11 protein-coding genes and 2 pseudogenes are annotated in these 18,460 nt (G+C 48.1%); 8 read left to right on the forward strand and 5 right to left on the reverse strand.

The features are described 5' to 3' along the window. Positions 1 to 296: 296 nt before the first annotated feature. Entirely contained in the window at positions 297 to 2,156 is a 1,860-nt protein-coding gene (locus AC6I8L_RS11880) for a type IV secretory system conjugative DNA transfer family protein (RefSeq protein WP_058959917.1), read from the forward strand. A 9-nt stretch (positions 2,157 to 2,165) separates the two neighbouring features. Continuing rightward, positions 2,166 to 2,912 carry a MobC family replication-relaxation protein gene (mobC, locus tag AC6I8L_RS11885; protein WP_048216028.1) on the forward strand — a complete coding sequence of 249 codons (747 nt, stop codon included), beginning with the start codon at positions 2,166 to 2,168 and terminating at the stop codon, positions 2,910 to 2,912. Positions 2,913 to 3,107: 195 nt separating this feature from the next. Here the strand turns inward: mobC and AC6I8L_RS11890 are convergent, their stop codons facing one another. Then, positions 3,108 to 4,055, reverse strand: a complete 948-nt coding sequence (locus AC6I8L_RS11890) for an ArdC family protein (RefSeq protein WP_048216027.1) — start codon at positions 4,053 to 4,055, stop codon at positions 3,108 to 3,110. Between the two features lie 380 nt (positions 4,056 to 4,435). Here AC6I8L_RS11890 and AC6I8L_RS11895 point away from each other — a divergent pair, with 380 nt between their 5' ends. From AC6I8L_RS11895 to AC6I8L_RS11905, 3 genes are read left to right on the forward strand one after another with little or no spacing between them, the layout of a single operon-like run. Continuing rightward, entirely contained in the window at positions 4,436 to 5,563 is a 1,128-nt protein-coding gene (locus AC6I8L_RS11895) for a hypothetical protein (RefSeq protein WP_048216026.1), read from the forward strand. Beyond that, positions 5,560 to 6,021, forward strand: coding sequence for a three component ABC system middle component (locus AC6I8L_RS11900; RefSeq protein WP_048216025.1), 462 nt, complete (start codon positions 5,560 to 5,562; stop codon positions 6,019 to 6,021). Before AC6I8L_RS11895 ends, AC6I8L_RS11900 begins: the two co-directional genes overlap by 4 nt. Then, entirely contained in the window at positions 6,021 to 8,054 is a 2,034-nt protein-coding gene (locus AC6I8L_RS11905) for a DUF3732 domain-containing protein (protein WP_117045395.1), read from the forward strand. The genes AC6I8L_RS11900 and AC6I8L_RS11905 overlap by 1 nt, the downstream gene beginning before the upstream one ends. Positions 8,055 to 8,092: 38 nt before the next feature. Here the strand turns inward: AC6I8L_RS11905 and AC6I8L_RS11910 are convergent. Next, positions 8,093 to 8,235 (reverse strand): annotated as a pseudogene (locus tag AC6I8L_RS11910) (IS3 family transposase); the annotation flags it as partial. Between the two features lie 91 nt (positions 8,236 to 8,326). On the opposite strand from AC6I8L_RS11910, the gene AC6I8L_RS11915 reads away from it, so the two are divergent. From AC6I8L_RS11915 to AC6I8L_RS11925, 3 genes are read left to right on the forward strand one after another with little or no spacing between them, the layout of a single operon-like run. Continuing rightward, a complete protein-coding gene (locus AC6I8L_RS11915) occupies positions 8,327 to 8,446 on the forward strand; it encodes a DinI-like family protein (RefSeq protein WP_117045396.1) in 120 nt (39 codons plus the stop codon). A 60-nt stretch (positions 8,447 to 8,506) separates the two neighbouring features. After that, positions 8,507 to 9,283, forward strand: coding sequence for a Hachiman antiphage defense system protein HamA (locus tag AC6I8L_RS11920; RefSeq protein ID WP_048216023.1), 777 nt, complete (start codon positions 8,507 to 8,509; stop codon positions 9,281 to 9,283). Next, complete coding sequence (locus AC6I8L_RS11925) at positions 9,270 to 12,770, forward strand: DEAD/DEAH box helicase (RefSeq protein WP_058959919.1); 3,501 nt, start codon at positions 9,270 to 9,272, stop codon at positions 12,768 to 12,770. Before AC6I8L_RS11920 ends, AC6I8L_RS11925 begins: the two co-directional genes overlap by 14 nt. Positions 12,771 to 13,376: 606 nt before the next feature. Here the strand turns inward: AC6I8L_RS11925 and AC6I8L_RS11930 are convergent. The 3 genes and pseudogenes from AC6I8L_RS11930 to AC6I8L_RS11940 all read right to left on the reverse strand — a co-directional run bounded on the left by AC6I8L_RS11930 (position 13,377) and on the right by AC6I8L_RS11940 (position 18,207). Beyond that, positions 13,377 to 15,668, reverse strand: coding sequence for an AAA family ATPase (locus AC6I8L_RS11930; protein ID WP_048216021.1), 2,292 nt, complete (start codon positions 15,666 to 15,668; stop codon positions 13,377 to 13,379). 439 nt (positions 15,669 to 16,107) lie between these two features. After that, positions 16,108 to 17,025, reverse strand: a complete 918-nt coding sequence (locus AC6I8L_RS11935; protein ID WP_048216020.1) for a hypothetical protein — start codon at positions 17,023 to 17,025, stop codon at positions 16,108 to 16,110. Positions 17,026 to 17,111: 86 nt separating this feature from the next. After that, positions 17,112 to 18,207, reverse strand: a pseudogene (locus tag AC6I8L_RS11940) (IS3 family transposase). Positions 18,208 to 18,460: the final 253 nt, after the last annotated feature.

Here is an 18,460-nt window from a genome sequence, read left to right on the forward strand (position 1 = left end):
AGCGACCGTCTTAAAGGGGGTGGTCGCGCGTAGCGGGCGACGGTGTGCCGCTTTTGACCCTAGGGTTTTGGCGTGGCGTCCAGCCGCGACATTACCCCCATGCACCGGGCAATAAGGGCGTCCAGCCCGCATGTACCGGCGCACGCCGTTTCGTGCAGGGAAGCATGCTTTCCTGCACATGGCCGCACAGCGGCCACCTTTTTTACCCCATACGCTCGCCCCGTCTTTTCGCCCGACACCGTGGGGCGAATTGATGGGGCGATGTCATGGGGCGAATCGCTGACGAAGGAGGCATCATGATTTTAAATAAGCTTGCCGCTTCACTGTCCCCGATAGTGAACGGGATGCTGGCGGTGCTGGCTTTTATGCAACAGCAACAACTGATGCTGGCATTATTAGCGGGGTTGACGATGCCGTTTTTTGCATCGATGAAAAGCGATGAACGGCAGAAAGCCCCGTTATGGAAAAAGCTGATTATTGCTTTTTCCCTGGTGTGTTTTCTCTCTGGGACACTGGCCCCGATAGTTATCGGATCCTTCCAGTGGCTGTATAAGACCAGACTCACCAGTGATAATACGGTACTGGCGTGGTCAGTACGGATTGCTTTCACTGTGACCGGGATTATTTTTCATATTATACTTCGCCGCGTATTCACGCCGGAACTGGACAAAATAAAGAAACATCTTGTTAAAAAAACCACCCTTGAACGCGAATTGCGCACCGATGTCCGCACCGTAAAGTCCCTGCTGCCGGAAACACTGCATTATGATCCGCTGGATTATATTGACCTGAATAAAGGCATTTTTATTGGCATGGACAGGGAGAACGAACCAATGTATCTCCCGTTAAAAGACTGGCAGAAACAACACGCGGATATTATTGGCACCACTGGAGCAGGGAAAGGGGTTGCCACCGGCATATTGCTTTATCAAAGTATTCTGGCCGGTGAAGGTGTGTTTGTTATGGACCCCAAGGATGATGAATGGGCTCCACACCTTTATCGGAAAGCCTGCGAGGATGCAGGAAAACCCTTTGCCTTAATTGACCTGCGAAAACAGCAATACCAGCTAAACCTGATTGAAGATATTACGCCAGATGAACTGGAAGAACTGTTTGTTGCAGGTTTCAGCCTGGCGGAAAAAGGACAGGAAGCTGACTTTTATCGGATCGACGACCGGAAAGCCGCCCGAATAGCCGCACAATTTGTCATCCATAATACAGCCTCAACCATTCGGGAAGTTTATAACGGAGACTATGTTCAAAGTATTGCAGATAAGATAAAAGCCTTTTTCGGCAAGATTGAGGAACTGGCCTTGCTCAATGCCATCAATGCCCCTACCGGATTTTCGCTTAATAAGATATTTGATGAAGGCGGTTGCTGTTACGTCATCGGTTCAATGCGAAACAGCAAAATAATTACCGCACAGCGCATGCTGCTGGTTCGCCTGTACCAGTTAGCAGAAAGGCGCGACCGTGTAACAGACATACCCCGCCCCATTGCTATTTATCTTTCAGAACTGAAATACCATTTATCCAGGCCAGCACTGGAGGGATTAGGTGCGGCGCGGGATAAAGGTGTGCATATTATTATGGACCACCAGTCCATTGCCGATTTAAAAGACTGCCCGGCAGATTTGAAAGGTGACGCCGTTGTCGGAGCGGTCGTTGAGAACGCTAAATTCAAACTGGTTTACCGGGTTATGGACCCGGATACGGCGGAATGGGTTGCAAGAATGTCAGGCACTATTCTGGTGGATGATGAACTCCGTAAGGCTAAAACGGATAATATGCTGACGGAGACCATCGACAGTGAGCGCACAATCCGCCAGGCCGAACGTTTCTTTATTGACAGTAATATGATCCTGAACCTGCCCGATTTTGTCAGCTTTATCTTTACGACAAAAACGCTACCTTCTGCCTCACTGATTTCACCGATAAAGATCAGAAAGCGTCAGCTAAAAATCTTCTCGGTTTCCCCTGATATTGCCGCATCGGCGGCACCGGTGAAAATCGCACTGGATTTTGACGAGGATGATAAACCATCCATACAGGATGTAATGACAACGCACCCGGATCTTTTCTTCAACGAAAGCGAAGTCAAACCGGCAGAGCCCCAACCTGATGAGGGAGAACACCTGTCCCCGCTGGATTTTTAAGGAGCGGTTATGCTGATTTCGACATATCAAGAGCGCCAAACACGCAACAGAGAAAAAATAAAACAACTGCTGAACTTCCTGAAAGAAGAAACCTACAGCGATTTCAAAACGCTGATGCTGCTATTTGGTTTCCGGGATCATAAATCGCTTTATTCGCTGCTGGCAAAAACTGAGCAAATGGGGTTAATCCAGAAGCATGTGCTGGAATCACGGACAATGAAGATTTCATTATGGGGGATCACCAGCGACGGGCTGGCGGTGGTGTTAACCCCGGATGATAAAATCTTTCCTGCGCGGTTTGAACCATCAAAAATCACCGGCTGGACGCTGGAGCACCATCTTGATAATCAGGCCGCCAGACTTATTCTGGAGAAGAAAGGCGCTTCGGGATGGATTAACGGCGACCGGGCCAGCTTTCTCAGCCAGTTTCAGGTAAAACATCGCCCTGACGGATTACTGACGCTGCCCGACGGTAACATTATTGCCATTGAAACCGAGCGCCGCCTGAAAACCCGAGCCCGCTACCAGTCGATTATCGCCAGCCACCTGCTGGCCCGTACCCAAAAACAGTGGATTTACGTATTTTATGTAGTACCCGATTCGCAGAAAAAACGTGCGCTTGAACTGCTGTTTGACAGCATCAGGCATGTCATCATCAACCATCAGCACGTCCCGCTGGAAGAACGCCATCGTCGGGTGTTTCGCATTTATACCTTTGATGAACTAAAGCGTCTGTCATTAGACAGCTCTACGTAAGCTTTTACTTGAGCCATCGTGATGGCCTTACCGGCCTGGCGGCGATACCGCCAGGCCGGTGTATTTTTTTATTCCACTGCGAGGCGCGGACTGTTCGGTACTCGCTGTGCTGCGTTCCGCCTCAGTCTGCGCCTTGCAGCGTTGCCGGTTAAAAACCATGTAGCCGCATTCCCTTGCGGTTGTCCGGTTCCGGCCTCAGAGTTTATCCATCAGATAACGATGCGCTTTGGAGGCGGCGCTGGCCGCTTTGAAAATATAGCGCCTGTCGTTTTTCAGTGCTTTCAGCCAGGAAGCAATGTAGCTTTCATGTTGTACCTCTCCCTCAATCCCTAGGTCCGCCATCAGAAAGGCACTTCCCAGCTCCGCCACCAGTTCTTCCTCTGCATAATCCGCACTGCCAAACTTCCCTTTCATTTCACGGTTCAGGCGTTTTTTACCCCCACTCCAGTGGACAAGCTCATGCAGGCCGGTAGCGTAGAAGTTAGCCGCATCAGCGAATAGATGGCGCTCCGGTAACCAGACTTCATCAGTTGATGGGCTGAAAAAGGCGTTTTGTCCTTTCTCAATGATGTTTGCGCCGCTCTTCCTGAACAGATTTTCAGCCTGCGGCAACGGGGCAAATCTCGCTTCCGGGCTGACAGTTACCTTTGTCAGAGGCAAGCCGCCGATTTGCTGAACGTTAAACACGGTGAAAGTTTTCAGCATCGGGATATGGTCGATTTCTCCGGCGTCGTTTTCCCTCTCCAGCGTGGTGTAGAAAATGGCTGTGGTGCCACGTTCACGCGTGCGAACCTGTCCACCTGCCGCCTGTGCCTGCTTGTAAGTCATCCAGCGTGAATCGCTGAAACCTTGTTTAGATGCGCTGCACCATAACAGCATGATATTAATACCGCTGTAGGCTGCTCCGGTTGCGTAATTAGATGGCAGACCAGACATGCCCGATACGCGTTGCCACGGACAGGACCACGGTTTTACACCGCTTTCAAGTGCTGCAATGATGTTGTCGGTAACGGTCTGATAAATGTCCGTTCTGGTTTTAGAAAAATTCGTTTTTGAGGAGCCTGACGGGTCCAGCGGGGATACGCTGGTCGCCGCTGCGGCGTTAGGGGCGCTTGTCCGGGTGGTATGCAGGGAAATCGTCATGGTTTTTTCTCCGTCAGTGTGTGATTTTCGTCTTCGTATCGCCTGATGGTTCGCTTTCCCGGCATCGTTCTGGCCTGCAAGGGCGCAACAGCGTGCCATTTACCCTTGCGGGACGGGTTGTGTTGGGAAACGATTAACCGGAAGCAGAGATGAAGAACGGAAAGCACACGGGAGAAAAAACTGCCCCTGCATAGCCGGGCATAGCGCCCCTTACTCCGCAGTGGTGAAATGGGTTTTGCATCATTTTGTCAATGTAAATACCATGATTTTCATCTAAATCTTATGGCTTTTTGTTAAGGCACAATAGAACACACTCGTAACTTCAAGACATTTTTGGCAAAATATGCTTATCTTTGAAAGAGCTCTAGGGAGAGTTGTGTATGAATGGTAGCCAAACCAAAAACGCAGCGCTTACAACCGCTTTAGCATTTCATTATCAGGTATTGATAGGACTTGATAAGTGTTTTTCACTACAAGACGAGCAATCCATTTGGTTTGAAAAAGATGGCGATATCAGTCTTGTTAGCAATAAGATTGATGAATCAACACAGACAGAGGCGAAGAACTATGCGGCACCTCTGACAGATCATCATGAAAATTTGTGGAATACATTGAAGAACTGGCTCGATGCCAACTTCAAGCATGAAAATTATGGTTTTTTGATCCTACATACTACTCAAGCTTTTGGGTCGACAACTCGGCTAGCAAAATGGAATTATTGTTCTCCAGAAGATCGACTTCAAATTCTTAAAGATATATTTTCAGAACGTTCTAAAGAAGAGTTAGAATCAGAAAAGCCCAAAAACATTGTCAAATTGCAGAAAGCAGTGATGGAATCTCCATCTAAAAAATTGATGGAAATAATTAAGAAGATGTCGATTTTCACTGAAACCGACGACCTCAAAGCTTTGAAGAATAAAATTCTAAAGCGCCCAATTGGCATACCAAAATATAATTTAGAATGCTATTTAGAGGGTCTTGTTGGATTTGTTTATGAACAGGCCAATAACTCCTCATGGGAAATCAGCAGTAAATTATTCAATGCAAAATGTGAAGAACTTACTTCACTACTTCATAAAAAAGAGTTTACTTTCCCACCATTCAACGGTTATGAACCAACCGATCTTGAGATAGAAAAATATCAGGACAAGCTTTTTGTTAAGAAAATCATAGATATCGAACATCATGCTATGATCCCTGATGCTATAGGTAACTGGGTTGAATTACAAAACTCTTTGATTGAAGAACTTGATGAATATCCATTATATGCAAAAAAAACCAAGGCATATCAAAAACAGATTGTAAAACGTTTTATTATTAATTATTCTTCGGCACAGCTAAATTTAAAAGACCAATTGAAAGATTCAAAGATATTATATAATAATACAGTTAATGAAACTCCATTTAACATGGGAAATGAAATCCCACCAATTGAATATAAAAACGGACTAATCCATGATGCAATGGACGATGATGATAAAAATATCAAATGGAAGATTGAGCTATGAGTAGCATTATCGATTCATTATATCTATTGAAGTACAACCCTTTTAGATTTAGCGAGCATTTAGTTTCATTTTATTCCTCAATAAATCAAGTAGAACATAATTTAATACTCGCGCCAATTGTCATTCCGCTATGTACTCATTCAATATTTGAAAGTAGGCTTCAAGGCGCTATTTTTGGGGAAAACAAAAAAAGCACTATGTGGTCAATATTTAATGATAAAGCCAAGTTTTATGACCTACAAGAACGAATTGAAGAATTCAAATATATCACAGCGCAAAGCATACAGTATTGTCTAATTAACGACTGGCTAATAATAGACACCGAGAGCCTTACATTACATAGTGAAAAAAACCAAAACAAATCAATAACATCACAAAAAAGCGCCATAAATTTGGCAAAATTATTTAGCAACCATTCAGTGATGGAAATATTCGACTTCTTGGGAGTACAACCATAATGAACACATTAATCCATGAAATGGGCGTCATTGACAAAATAGGAAATAAGCATCCCGTTTATTTCAAAGAAGGAGTTAATATTGTAACAGGTAAATCATCTACCGGTAAAAGTGCATTAATAGAGATATTTGATTATTGCTTTGGTAGTGATGAATATACTGTTCCTAAGGGAGTGATTACTGATAGTGCAGCCGTTTACTATATTTTCATAAAAATAGACGAACAAAATATAGTAATGGCGAGGCGTCCTGATATTAATAACAAAGCTTTTTTTAGAAGGGAAGAGCATTATTCTACGGAAATAATCAATGCTGATTACTTTGTTACGAATCTTTATATCGACATAGAAAGATATAAAAAATTCATTACTGGTTTCTTTCTGGACATAGACGATGTCGATGTTTCATTAACGGCTAAGTCTAATCGGAAGTTTAATCGGAAGGCACCTACTCCATCTATTAGGAGTTTTACCTCCTTTATGCTGCAACATCAAAACCTTGTGGCTAACAAACATGCATTATTCTATCGTTTTGATGAAAAAGAAAAAAGGGATCAAGTTATAGAACATACAAAAATTTTTCTCGGTTTAGTCGACCAAGAATTTTTTATTCAATCGCAAGAAAAGGAAAGACTAACCTTAGAGTTAAATAAACTACTTCGAGAAAAAGAAAATAATTCACGTGTCTCTACAAAGCAAAAACAGCGCCTTTCCCCCGTGCTTAATCAATTGTATGCTTTAATGGGTTTTGAAAGCGAACCAATCTCACTGAATGTAATTCTGCTCAATCCACGTGATGCAAAAGAAAAATTAGACAAAATAATAGTTCCTGAGAAAATAAATTATAACTCCAATGCAACCACTGAGTTTTATAATAACTTAAAAAAACAGCTTAACTTAAAAGTTTCAGAATTAAGAAAACTCCAAAGGCAAGCATCTTCCATTGCTAAAAATATAGAAGAAGAAAAACGTTTATTTGTTAATGGTAGCAAATTGGGATGGAAAGATAAAATACAGGTGGCTTCTTCTGTCTGTCCATTCTGCCATACCCAAAACAATGAGTTATTACATAGTGCAAAAAAATTACAGGATGCAATTACTAAAGTAGTTCATAATCTTTCTCATATTAAACCTATAAAGGCAAAATTTGAATCATCGTTAGTAGAAGTAAAACGAAAAATCGAAGAATTAAAAAATGAGATAACACCGCTAAATGAACAAATCTTAGTTATAGAAACATCAGAGAAACAAATATCTGCGCAAAAAAGTCTATATGAGAACATCCTCATAATAAAGGCAAGATTATTTATGTTATTGGAGGGAATAAGTTTAGGAGATGATATTGAACTAGACAGGAACATTAAAACTGTTAAAAATGATATTTATAAAATAGATGAAAAATTAAAAGGTTATGATATAAAAAAAGGAATTGAAAATGCAAATACTAAAGTAAATAACTACATGAACACAATAGGCAAAAACTTTGAGTTTGAAGAAAGTTACAAGCCAATTAACTTGCACTTTTCCTTTGAGACTTTCGACCTCTATCATTTAACTGAGAAAAATGAAAAAATTTATTTAAGATCTATGGGAAGTGGTGCCAATTGGTTATATAGTCACATTAGTTTATTTTTAGCTTTACATCGTTTTTTTGCTGAGCTGGGAAATCTATGTTCGATACCATCAATATTATTCTTAGACCAACCAACTCAAGTCTATTTCCCAAATTTTAGACGAGACGAATCGGTAACATTTAATGAAACAAAAGCAGCAGAAAGGATCGACCGAGGAAAAAACGAACGAGACCTAGATGACGATATTAAGGCTGTGGAAAATTTATTCAGCCAGTTATCTTCTTATTGTAATGAAATTAAGATCGCTAATGGATTCTCACCTCAAATAATTGTTACGGACCATGCAGATGATCTAATCCTCTCCAATGGAACTGAATTTGAATCATTAGTCAATGGAAATCGATGGCGCACTAGAGGTTTAATAGACCCAGTACCAAACCTAGATGTGTCTACAGAGTAACTATGGACGGACCCCACGGCCGTAGACAAATTCTGTCCTCACGACGAGGCCTGTTCGAAGGTCTCCGGACTGACACCGCCGAGATGATTGTGGCGCTGGGCCCGGTTGTAGAACACTTCAATGTGATCGAAGATATCCGCCGGGCCAGATACCAGGTTTCATAGATGTGTTTCCCGATCCTGGAGCTAAGTCTGCTCGGCATCGTGTGGATTAATCTCTGACATTGCATCTCCCCTCCAATGGGGTACATTATCAGAAATCTTTGCCTGTAGGTGATTGAAAAAAATCTGAGCTGCTTCCCATTGATTGGCGCGACTGAAACTGAACGGGAAGAGATTGACGGCATTTTGCGAGATACGTGGGAAAGCGCTGACGATGGATTCTTTCAATAAGCCGATTTCGAATCGGGAAAATCTTGACGTTATCCTAACTGATTGATCGGGAGAAACACCGTGGGCCTATATGAGAAGTGGTGTGAGTCCATTAAAGAAAATGACGAACGCAAGTATTACTGGACGTATGTCGAGAAGGACGGCGGCCGCGATGATATCCGCGAGGACCTTGCTGAGACCATTCGCTCGCACTACGACCGACTTGAACGCATCGCCGATGACGTAGGGCGACTAGGATACAAGGTTGCAGCCAAGATCCTCAGCGAGGCAATGCCTAATACCCCCAAGGGCCGCTCTGGCGACCTCGGCGAAATTCTTGCGACGGAACTAGTGGAGGAAGAAATCGGTCTGCGGGTACCCGTGCGCCGGCTCCGATACAAGGACGGCCGTAACATGGCCATGCGCGGCGATGACTTCATCGGCGCGGGCTACCAAGGCAATAAGCTCTGGCTACTGAAAGGTGAAGCTAAAAGTAACCAGAAGCTTGGCAAAACCACGGTCATCGCCGCCCGCAAGGTCCTAGACCGCGACAATGGCCGCTGCACGCCTGACTCGCTGCTGTTCGTCGCCAATCGCCTGTTGGAGAGCAACGACGCTGGCGATAACGCACTAGGTCGCGACCTTCGCGACGAAGTGGGTCTTAAGTCCATGCAAGCCGATCGCATCGACCACATGCTCTTCACCGTGTCGGGTAACGGCCCTCATGCTTCCCTGAAAGAGAACCTTGAAGCCGCTGGAGTCAATAGGGACCACTACGTCGTGAACATTCACATCAAAGATCATCAGGATTTCATTGCGGCAATGTACCTAGAGGCGGAAGCTCTTGGAGACGACTGAAGAATTAAGCACCTTCCTGACGGCCGCTACAGTTGACGGTATTCTCGGGCGCCTCCTCTATCGCGGTGCAGCTTGGTCGTTGATGCGTAAGGATGGCGTATTGCCGCAAAACGCTCCGCCGCTTGGCGCAACCATCGAAACAGATCTTGCCGAGCACGGTTTTGCCCTGCTTCGAGGCGCAATGGCACTGCGGGCTCAGGCTGGTGCTTCGAAACTCACTGGCAAGGCCTTTGAGCGCGCAGCCAACGCCTTCGAAGCTCTGGTGCGTAATGGTAATCCAGAGTCCCCTGATCGCGGATTCCGCCGCACCATTGCTGCTGCAGCCTACCATCTAGCCGGTTTCTCGGCCGTCGCCTTTTCAATCTTCAACGAGACAGAGGAAGACCTTAACGTCTCACCCGGTGAAATAGCGATCCGACACCTTATACTGCGCGATCTCGATCAACTTCGCGGCTTCGTCCGCAACTGGTTGGATGACGGGGCTCACGGCGATGAGCAGATCGCGGCGACGCTGCAGGGCGAAGACACTGACGTCGACGAAGTGCTGTCGACAATTCTCAATACGACGATCTGCCGTGCCCTGGCATTTTTTGACTTCGCGCTTGAAACGGGTGAAGTCGAGCCGTTCGAAGCCGCACGAGGGCTCCTTACTACCGCTGTCGGGCTTGCTGACAATGCTGAGAACGTCCCTCTGTGGTGGATTTCGAACCTCTGCCGTCACCTGATCGACGACCTGTGGCAACATTCACTACACCAGAATTTGCCGACTGAGCCACCCAAGGGTGCGGAGGAAAAATATCCCGACCTACGGCGGTTGTTTATATCTTCACTTTACGCCCGCAAGACCTCAGAGGTGGAGCTATGGCCATCGCAGCGCGAAGCCGCCCAGCGCTCCACAGACGTCACAGACGATCTGGTCGTCGCCCTGCCGACCAGCGCGGGCAAAACACGAGTAGCAGAGATTGCCGTGTTAATGACCCTATCCTCCGCACGCCGGGTGCTAATCGTCACACCGCTGCGCGCTCTTTCGGCCCAGACCGAACGATCTTTCAGGAAGACCTTCGCGCCACTAGGGTTTAGTGTCTCTTCTCTTTACGGCGCCAGCGGCCTTTCCGCCGGTGATGAAGACGCCCTCCGCACACGGGAGATCATCATTGCGACGCCCGAAAAACTCGACTTCGCTCTGAGAAGCGACCAGACGCTGATTGACGATGTCGGCCTGATCGTCCTCGACGAAGGCCACATGATCGGTCCTAGTGAGCGCGAAATCCGCTATGAGACGCTCGTGCAGCGCCTACTTCGGCGCACGGATGCGGCAGAGCGCCGAATAGTTTGCCTTTCCGCGATCCTGCCAAGCGGCGACGAACTCGACGACCTTACCGCATGGATTCGTTCCGACGAACCCGGGGAGCCTGTGCGTTCCGACTGGCGCCCAACGCGCCAGAGATTCGGCGCACTTACCTGGCGAGGTAAGGACGCGTTGCTACGGCTCGATCTAGACGACGATGGCCCCTTCCTTGACAAATTCGTCGCGGAAAAACCAGCGCGAGGGAAGGAGAAGAAGCCCTATCCACGCAAGAACTCGCACCTCGCTCTGTTCGCGGCATGGGAGTTCGCGAGCCAGGGCAAGCGCACCTTGATCTTCTCTACCCAAGCGAACTGGGTCGAGAGCTACGGCAAACAAGTCGTGGACCTCTGCAAGCGAGGCTATCTGAACTCGTTGCTGGAAGACGAGGCTCCGATCGCCCGCGCCCTGGAAGTCGGTAAGGAATGGTTGGGCGAGGATCACCCAGCCGTGGCCAGCCTTAAGGTGGGGGTTGCCATTCATCACGGCCGACTGCCGAGCCCGTTCCTACGCGAACTGGAACTGCTCCTAACCGAAGGAACGCTAAAGGTCATTATCGCTTCGCCGACGCTCTCCCAGGGCCTCAATCTCAACGCTGCCGTGCTGCTCGTGCCCGCGCTATATCGCGCCTCAGAGAAGATCAAAGGTGAGGAGTTCGCGAACGTGGCCGGCCGCGCCGGACGTGCATTCGTCGATGTCGAGGGGCTGATCGTCCATGTCATGTTCGACAAAATCAAATGGCGAAAAAAAGAATGGAGGGAACTGGTCGCCTCTGCCAAGGCCAGGACGCTTAAAAGCGGCCTTATCCAGATCGTTGCCGAAATCCTTAAACGTCTATCGCGCGAGGGAGTCCTGGATCGAGATGATGCCTGGGAATATCTCGCCAACGCCCGCGAGGCTTGGAGGTCACCTGACGAAGAAGCAGGGGTGGCAGAACGACTTGCCGCCGCTGTGGTATACGACGCCGCCACCGACGATGAAGACGAGACGGACGACGAGGAGGAAACCATCGACGAGGAGCCCCTGTCTCAGCTCGTCGAACGCCTCGACGCCACCGTATTCGGTCTGATCGAATCCCTAGACGTTGATCGCGCCGATCTACCTAACCTTCTAGACGAGGCGCTCAAGGGGTCACTCTGGGCTCGCCAAATTGCTCGGGAGGACGAGGATGTCGCTTCCCTGCACCGGAAGGTATTCGAAGCACGCGCTGGTCTCATCTGGAAAGCCACCACCACCCCAACGCGACGCGGGCATTTCGCGATGGGAGTCGGGCTTGAAGCTGGCCTCCTCATCGACGCTATGGCGGACGAGTTGGCCGAACTCATCGACAGGGCAGACAGTGCAGCATTGAGCGGCGACATCAACGAACTCGCCGATGCTCTCGGCGGACTCGGCGAACGCCTGCTGTTCATGCGGCCTTTCATCCCTGACAAGGCAAACGCGCTGCCGCCGAACTGGAAAGCTATCCTACGTAGTTGGGTGTCCGGGGAAGAAGTCTCCAAGATCGGACCGCAGAACATGCGGGCGGTCGAAGATGCCTTCACCTATCGGCTAGTCTGGGCGCTAGAAGCCGTCCGCACCCGGCGCATGTCCTTCGGCTGGTCGCCGGATACGGTGGCGGGCGGTGCTGCGGCTGCGGTAGAAACCGGTGTCCCCCAATTAATGATGGCGATGCTGATCCGCGCAGGCCTGCCGTCACGGCGTGCGGCAATGGCGGCCATCGAAGATGCTGAGCCAGTCTTCGTCACGCCCGCAGAAATGCGGGCTTGGCTTGAATCCGACGAGATTACGGCCAAAACCGACGCAGGCAACTGGCCAACACCCGACACCTCCGCGTTATGGGCCCGCTTCCGAACCGAAGCTCTCAGCGGAGGCATCCAGAAATGGTCCGTCGAACGCTACAAGCGCCTACTCGATACCGAGCCCTCCCCGCCCGCTGGCCTCTATCGAATCGTCACCGACGAAGGGGACGCGCGGACTTGGCTGGCAACCCCCGACTATCAGCGGATCGCCGTCTTCAAGAAGCCAGCGGTTGATCCCAAGCCCAGCCTATTCTCGGGGCGGTTGCCGGGCAAAACCCGGCTAGTGGATGCTCTACGCGTCGGCCGCGGAAAGTTGCGTTGGCCGGCTGCCGACGCCTAAAAGGGAACTGTCAAGATGCTGTCTGCGTGGATCTACGACCAGAAGCGCGTACCTGTCGCGACTGTGGCGACGTGCTAGCCGAAACGACGCTCTACGAGATGGAACACCGCGGCGAGTTTCCGCGTCGCTTCATCTGACGCGACGCTACGTAGTGTGGGTCTTAGCCGAAGTAGAAGCGTAGATCGAGGAACGCAAACAAGCCTCGCGCTCCGGCAGCAGATCAACATGGCAAGACGTCACACTACGAAGGACTCGTCCCGTCAATGGTCTCATTGCAGTACCAGATAGCGTTGCATCGCCCCGTTGAACTCGCAGCACGAAGCGGACCGCGTGAAGTACCGTGAGGTCCGCTGTGAGCGAGAAGCAGACGTTTAGCTTATGACGACTAAGTGTTTACATGAAACATAACATCCCTTACCGGCACTGCTCATGTCGCTCCCATATTCTAATGTCACGTTTGGAAATGGGTGTTCCTTAAGAGAATATTCATAACGAAGCGTTTGCACCGGCGGCAGTGCTTATAATCGGTATGAGCCCCCGAGAGGGCTCATTTTCAAATGTACAGTTGATCTTCTAAGTACGAGGTGATACCCAATCAGGAACTTCTCATACGTTTCCGCGATAAATCACATTCAAAGCCCGTCGAGAGTAAGACATCAGTTCACCTGCCGTGATGGGTTCTGATGATGCCTGAGGGTTCGTGTCATGATGATAGCGACCAGCATAATTGTTAATTTCATTCAACTCAGGTACCAGTGATTTAGCGAAGAATAACGGATCGTTCGGTTGTGCTTGTGCAATCTGCATTACTACCTCTCCAAACAGATTTCCCGGTGAAATTCGCCCCGGAAAACGTCGATGCAGATACCCCTCAAGAAGCGGTCTGATTGCCACCGCCGTGTCGTGAAGCTGATGATGAGCACCATCGGCAAATCCGCTCACCAGCCGATGATTTTTATAGTAGGGAGATTCACATTCCAGATCGACATCTAGTTTGTCCAAACTACTGAAATCACCAGCAATGTGGACAATGCGTAAGGCTGAAATGTCCTGCATTTGAGTAGCAGGTATTTTTAGGAACTCATCTCGCATGGTACGGATAAAGAGCAGGTCGTGCGCCAAGATGATTACCTGCAAGCTGCGAAGGTATATCTGTTTAATGATGGTGATTGTGTGGTTCCTGCGATGATTGTCCAGACTACACATCGGATCATCAATAACGACAATTTTTCTTTCAAGATCAACGTCATGAAGCAAGACTGAGATGAAGAATGCGAAGGCTAGCGTCCTTTTGTCCCCTTCACTGAGTGAGCTCCGAAAACTGTATTCCTCCCCCGTTAGCGAAATCTTTTCCCCTCTAAGTTCAATTGCATATTCAGATTTAGGCTCACCACCGCCGGCATAGTTATAATTAATTTCTGTGATGCGAAAGCTTGCACCAAACTTCATCAATAAATCATTAATTGAGGACTGATACTTTCCAAGGGTCGAGTCCATGATCGCATTCAGTTCACCCCTCCGTGTTTCCTTTAGTTCAGAGGCCGTCACTTCAGCTGTTTTAGCGGTCTGATAATCAGAGATAAAACCTACTACCTCAGGTGATAGACGAAGTCGGGTTGCTTCATGCTGGGATAATGTAACCCGCAGGGTTTCTTCATTTTTGGTTTCAAGCGCCTCTTTATAAGCCTGAATATCCAGATTGGCAGTTTCCACGCCCGAATTAAAGGCAGAAAGCTCATCATTGATTGCAGTTACTGCATCAGCGATTTCTTTTTCATAGTCGCCTTGGGTCTTTGAAAGCGGATCGCTTTTCTTGGCTTCTGTTAAGCGACTCAGAGATGACTGAAGACCTTCCAAACTAGCTTTAATTTTATCTAAATCAGGGAGACTCACGTTCAACTGGAGACAATCTTTCCAGTTTTCAGTCACTAACCCCGCCTGCTCAATCTTGCTCTCAAGTAAGGCCAGATTGAAAACGCGCATGGTTGTCGCCACAACGTTATCTAGGCCTGTAACCTGATTAAGTAAGGCTTTGTATGCAAGATTAAACCGCTCCCGGTAGTACCGGATCAGTCCAACACCCTCCAAGCTTTGCGTACAGAAAGGACAATATTCGTCTTTTATATAATCAAGGCCGCTACTCGCCCATCGCTCAAAACCTTCGACATTGATATGGTCAATATGCGCACAGACGACCTCTTCTGCACCCGCACTTAGGCTGTCATAACTCGATGCAAGTATGGAAAAAAAAGAACTGAAATCAGGAGCGTAAAGAGGTAACGGAAGATAGCCCGTACGGTTGCGGATCGTCTCTGTTCTTTTGCAGAGATCCAGTTCTGATTCGACTAATGCAATTTTTTCCTGAATGTTCTCTTCCTGAACAGGCTTTATGTATCTTGCTAGCGTTACATTTCCCCGGGCCACCGTCAGCTTTTCACTTGCCAGTCTCGTAACTCTCTTGGCCTCCTCTGCCTTGTCTGATGCATCAATAAAAGCAGCCCTCGCTGCTACCGCATCACTGCCCAGCGCAAAACTCAGCAGTCGCTTTCTATGGCTAGCGCTGATTTCACCACCTGAGTAAACATTACGATCAACAAAATCTAGGTCGAAGACGTGCACATCTGAATACTTACCACTCCATGTGCCGTTATCGAATATCGCACGATTTCCCTGAGAAAACTGCAGATGAATATTTTGAGGGGTTGTTTCCCCAATCGTTTTCCTGTGCCGTACAATATCTGGATTTAATTCAGTGTAGGAACGCAGAATAGACGCAAGGGTGGATTTACCACGCCCATTATCAGCATAGACAAAGGTCATTTTTTTAAAGGACATACCAGCAGGACGGATATCCTGGAATAAACCTACGCTAGTAATTTGATGAATTCTTTCAAGCATATAAATCCCTTTTTCTTCGCGATTTTTACCACAACGGATTGAGATTAGAGCAAGATGAATACGAGCGCACCATCCTACTAGGAGAATTGCTTCTGGTGTTGACTCCGTTTGGATGAAGTTAATATATCACTAGTAGCGAATGCTGTGCTCTTTCTGCGACTTCATCTTCCCACTTTATGAGGATAGCGTTGCATCTACCCGTTGAACTCACAGCACACAGCGGACATTCAAATTCAAACATTGCTTGCCCCTTCGGCTCCACTGCGTACCAAGTAGCGCGGTCTGGCTGACGCCCCGGCACGCTAGCAAGCTCTGCCTAACCGCAAAAGGATGCGTTTCGAGCCTGACGGCTGGGGGCTGATGGTGTCGCAGCGTAAGGTGAGGCTGCAGGTTTTTCACGTGGATGCTCTGTTGATGCGTTACCAAGAAAGCAGGAATATTACGAAACTTTTTTTCGAAGCCACCTTGATAAACCACTGTCCAGAATAAGCCCTGCTAACTTATTTGGGCCGATTAACGTGATGCCATCGACTTTGATATTTTCCGATAACGACCCGCTGTGCCAGATAAAAAACATTCGTTCATAGGCACTGGTTTCTCTGAACCGCTTTTCGTACTCGCTGAAAGCATATGCGTCCGCATGTGATTTAATCTGTACAAACGCTTTCTCTCCGGTGGTGGGAGATTCAAGCTCAAGGTCCAGCGTTTTTTGTGTTTTACCGACAATACTGGTGCGTCGCCACCCGCTTGTTGAAAAAACAAGGTCTACCAATAGTTCGAAATCCTGCCAGGTCAGCAGCTGACAAAGCTTTTTTATAGCCTTCAGATAAGTCTCTTCAGACTGCTTCGCATCAGATACCGCAGGGAGATCTTCATCATTTATTTTACGAACAACGTAATCATGTGCGCTTACGTTACATATCGTTCCCCGGTATCCCTGAACCTTTAACAGGTCACCGCTCAGGTGATCTGTGGTTAACAGTGCTCCCCCAATGCTGGTGTTCTGCCACCCCTCCATTGTTTTTCGGACTCGACTACCATCCGCCAGCACCTTAACCGGACCCGCGGGTCGACACCAGTACAGAAACCCACCCCTGAAGGTAATGAATAGCGTCTCTGCGTCCGCCATGTAAAAGGTCTTGATCTGCCTAACGTCACTGCTCGCATTGCCTTTTTTCCCCTTGCGGATGTTAAGCCATATCTCGTGCACGTCGGCCCATTGCCCCTCAACACAAAGACTGTTCGGAGTTTCATGATAACCAAACCGAAGCGTGCCCTCCGACAGACACTGCTGCTCCCATTCACCGGCCTCACCAAGCTTGATAAACTGAACTGTTGCAGGGCTGATTTTTTCCACAATTTTCTCTGACGGTGTAAGGTGTCTGCTGATATAAAACAGGAGATTTTAGGGTATTTCAACGCAAACATGTAAGTACGCCTGTTTTAGTTCCACGCACTTTTTGAGACTTCCGGGGTTTCAGCCATCAGCCGGTATTCTTGCGGCGTCAGATTATTCAGAGATTCATGAGGTCGCTCGCTGTTATATTCGGCCAGCCAGCGCTCCGTGATTTCCCGTGCTTCATTCAGTGTCCTGAACAAATAAAAATCCAGGACTTCTGTCCGGTACGTCCGGTTAAAGCGCTCGATAAACGCGTTCTGTGTCGGCTTACCCGGCTTGATAAATTCCAGCATTACCCCATGTTCTTCGGTCCACTGCGCCAGCGCCACTGAGATCAGTTCCTGGCCATTATCCATCCGCATCTTAAGAGGATAGCCCCGGCTTGCTGCGATCCTGTCCAGCACTCTCACAACACGTTGGGCCGGGATAATCAGGTCAATTTCTATCGCCAGTGCTTCACGGTTAAAGTCATCCACCACATTGAAGGTCCTGAAGCGTCTGCCCCAGAGCAGTGCATCATGCATAAAATCGATGGATCAGCTCTGGTTTAGCGCTTCCGGCGTCGCCAGTGGCGCGGGGTTGCGTACCGGCAGAGGCTGCTTTCCCCTACGACGAAAATTCAGTTTCAGCAGACAGTTAATCCGATGCACGCACTTGTGGTTCCAGGTGTTGCCTTGCCTGCGTAGTAGCTGGAACAGCTTCTTAAAAACGTATCGTGGGTAGCGCTCCGCCAGCTCAGTCAACGCGTGGATCACCGGTTCATCACGTCGGGCGTCGGGCTGGTAAAAGTACACCGTCCTGTTCAGCGATAACATCCTGCATACCTGGCGAGTGCTCATCGTAAATTGTGAGGTCAGATAACCGACGAGCACCCGCTTTATCGCTGGTGTTAAAGCTTTTTTCAATGATGTCTTTCAGCGCCCGGCATTCCAGACTGAGATCGGCAAACATCTGTTTGAGTCGGCGGTTTTCGTCCTCAAGATCTTTCATCTCATTGATATCAGAGTCTTCCATACCGCCGTAGTTTTCTTTCCAATTGTAATACGCCGCTTCGCGGCAGACATCTTTGACGGTGTGTCCTGCTTCAACAGACTTCAGAACGGTGATGATCTGGTGCTCGATGAATCGGGCTTTGCGCATGACGATCTCCCCAGAGGACATGAACAGTATGTCGGAAGATCTCTTAAAGTGAATGGTTCGTTTTGCACAAGCCAAGTCGTAACTGCATAATCGCGCAGACTCAACTTTAGGTGACATCTTATTGCCTTCTTGAATAATCCATGAGTTTCAGTCACATTTAGATTTACAAGTACTCAACCAGGACTGATGTTCCTGATGGCGGTAGCGTTGTCAGGATTACATGAGGGATATCGGTCTGGTTAGAAAGCGAATG

The sequence above is a fragment of the Type-E symbiont of Plautia stali genome (assembly GCF_059731115.1).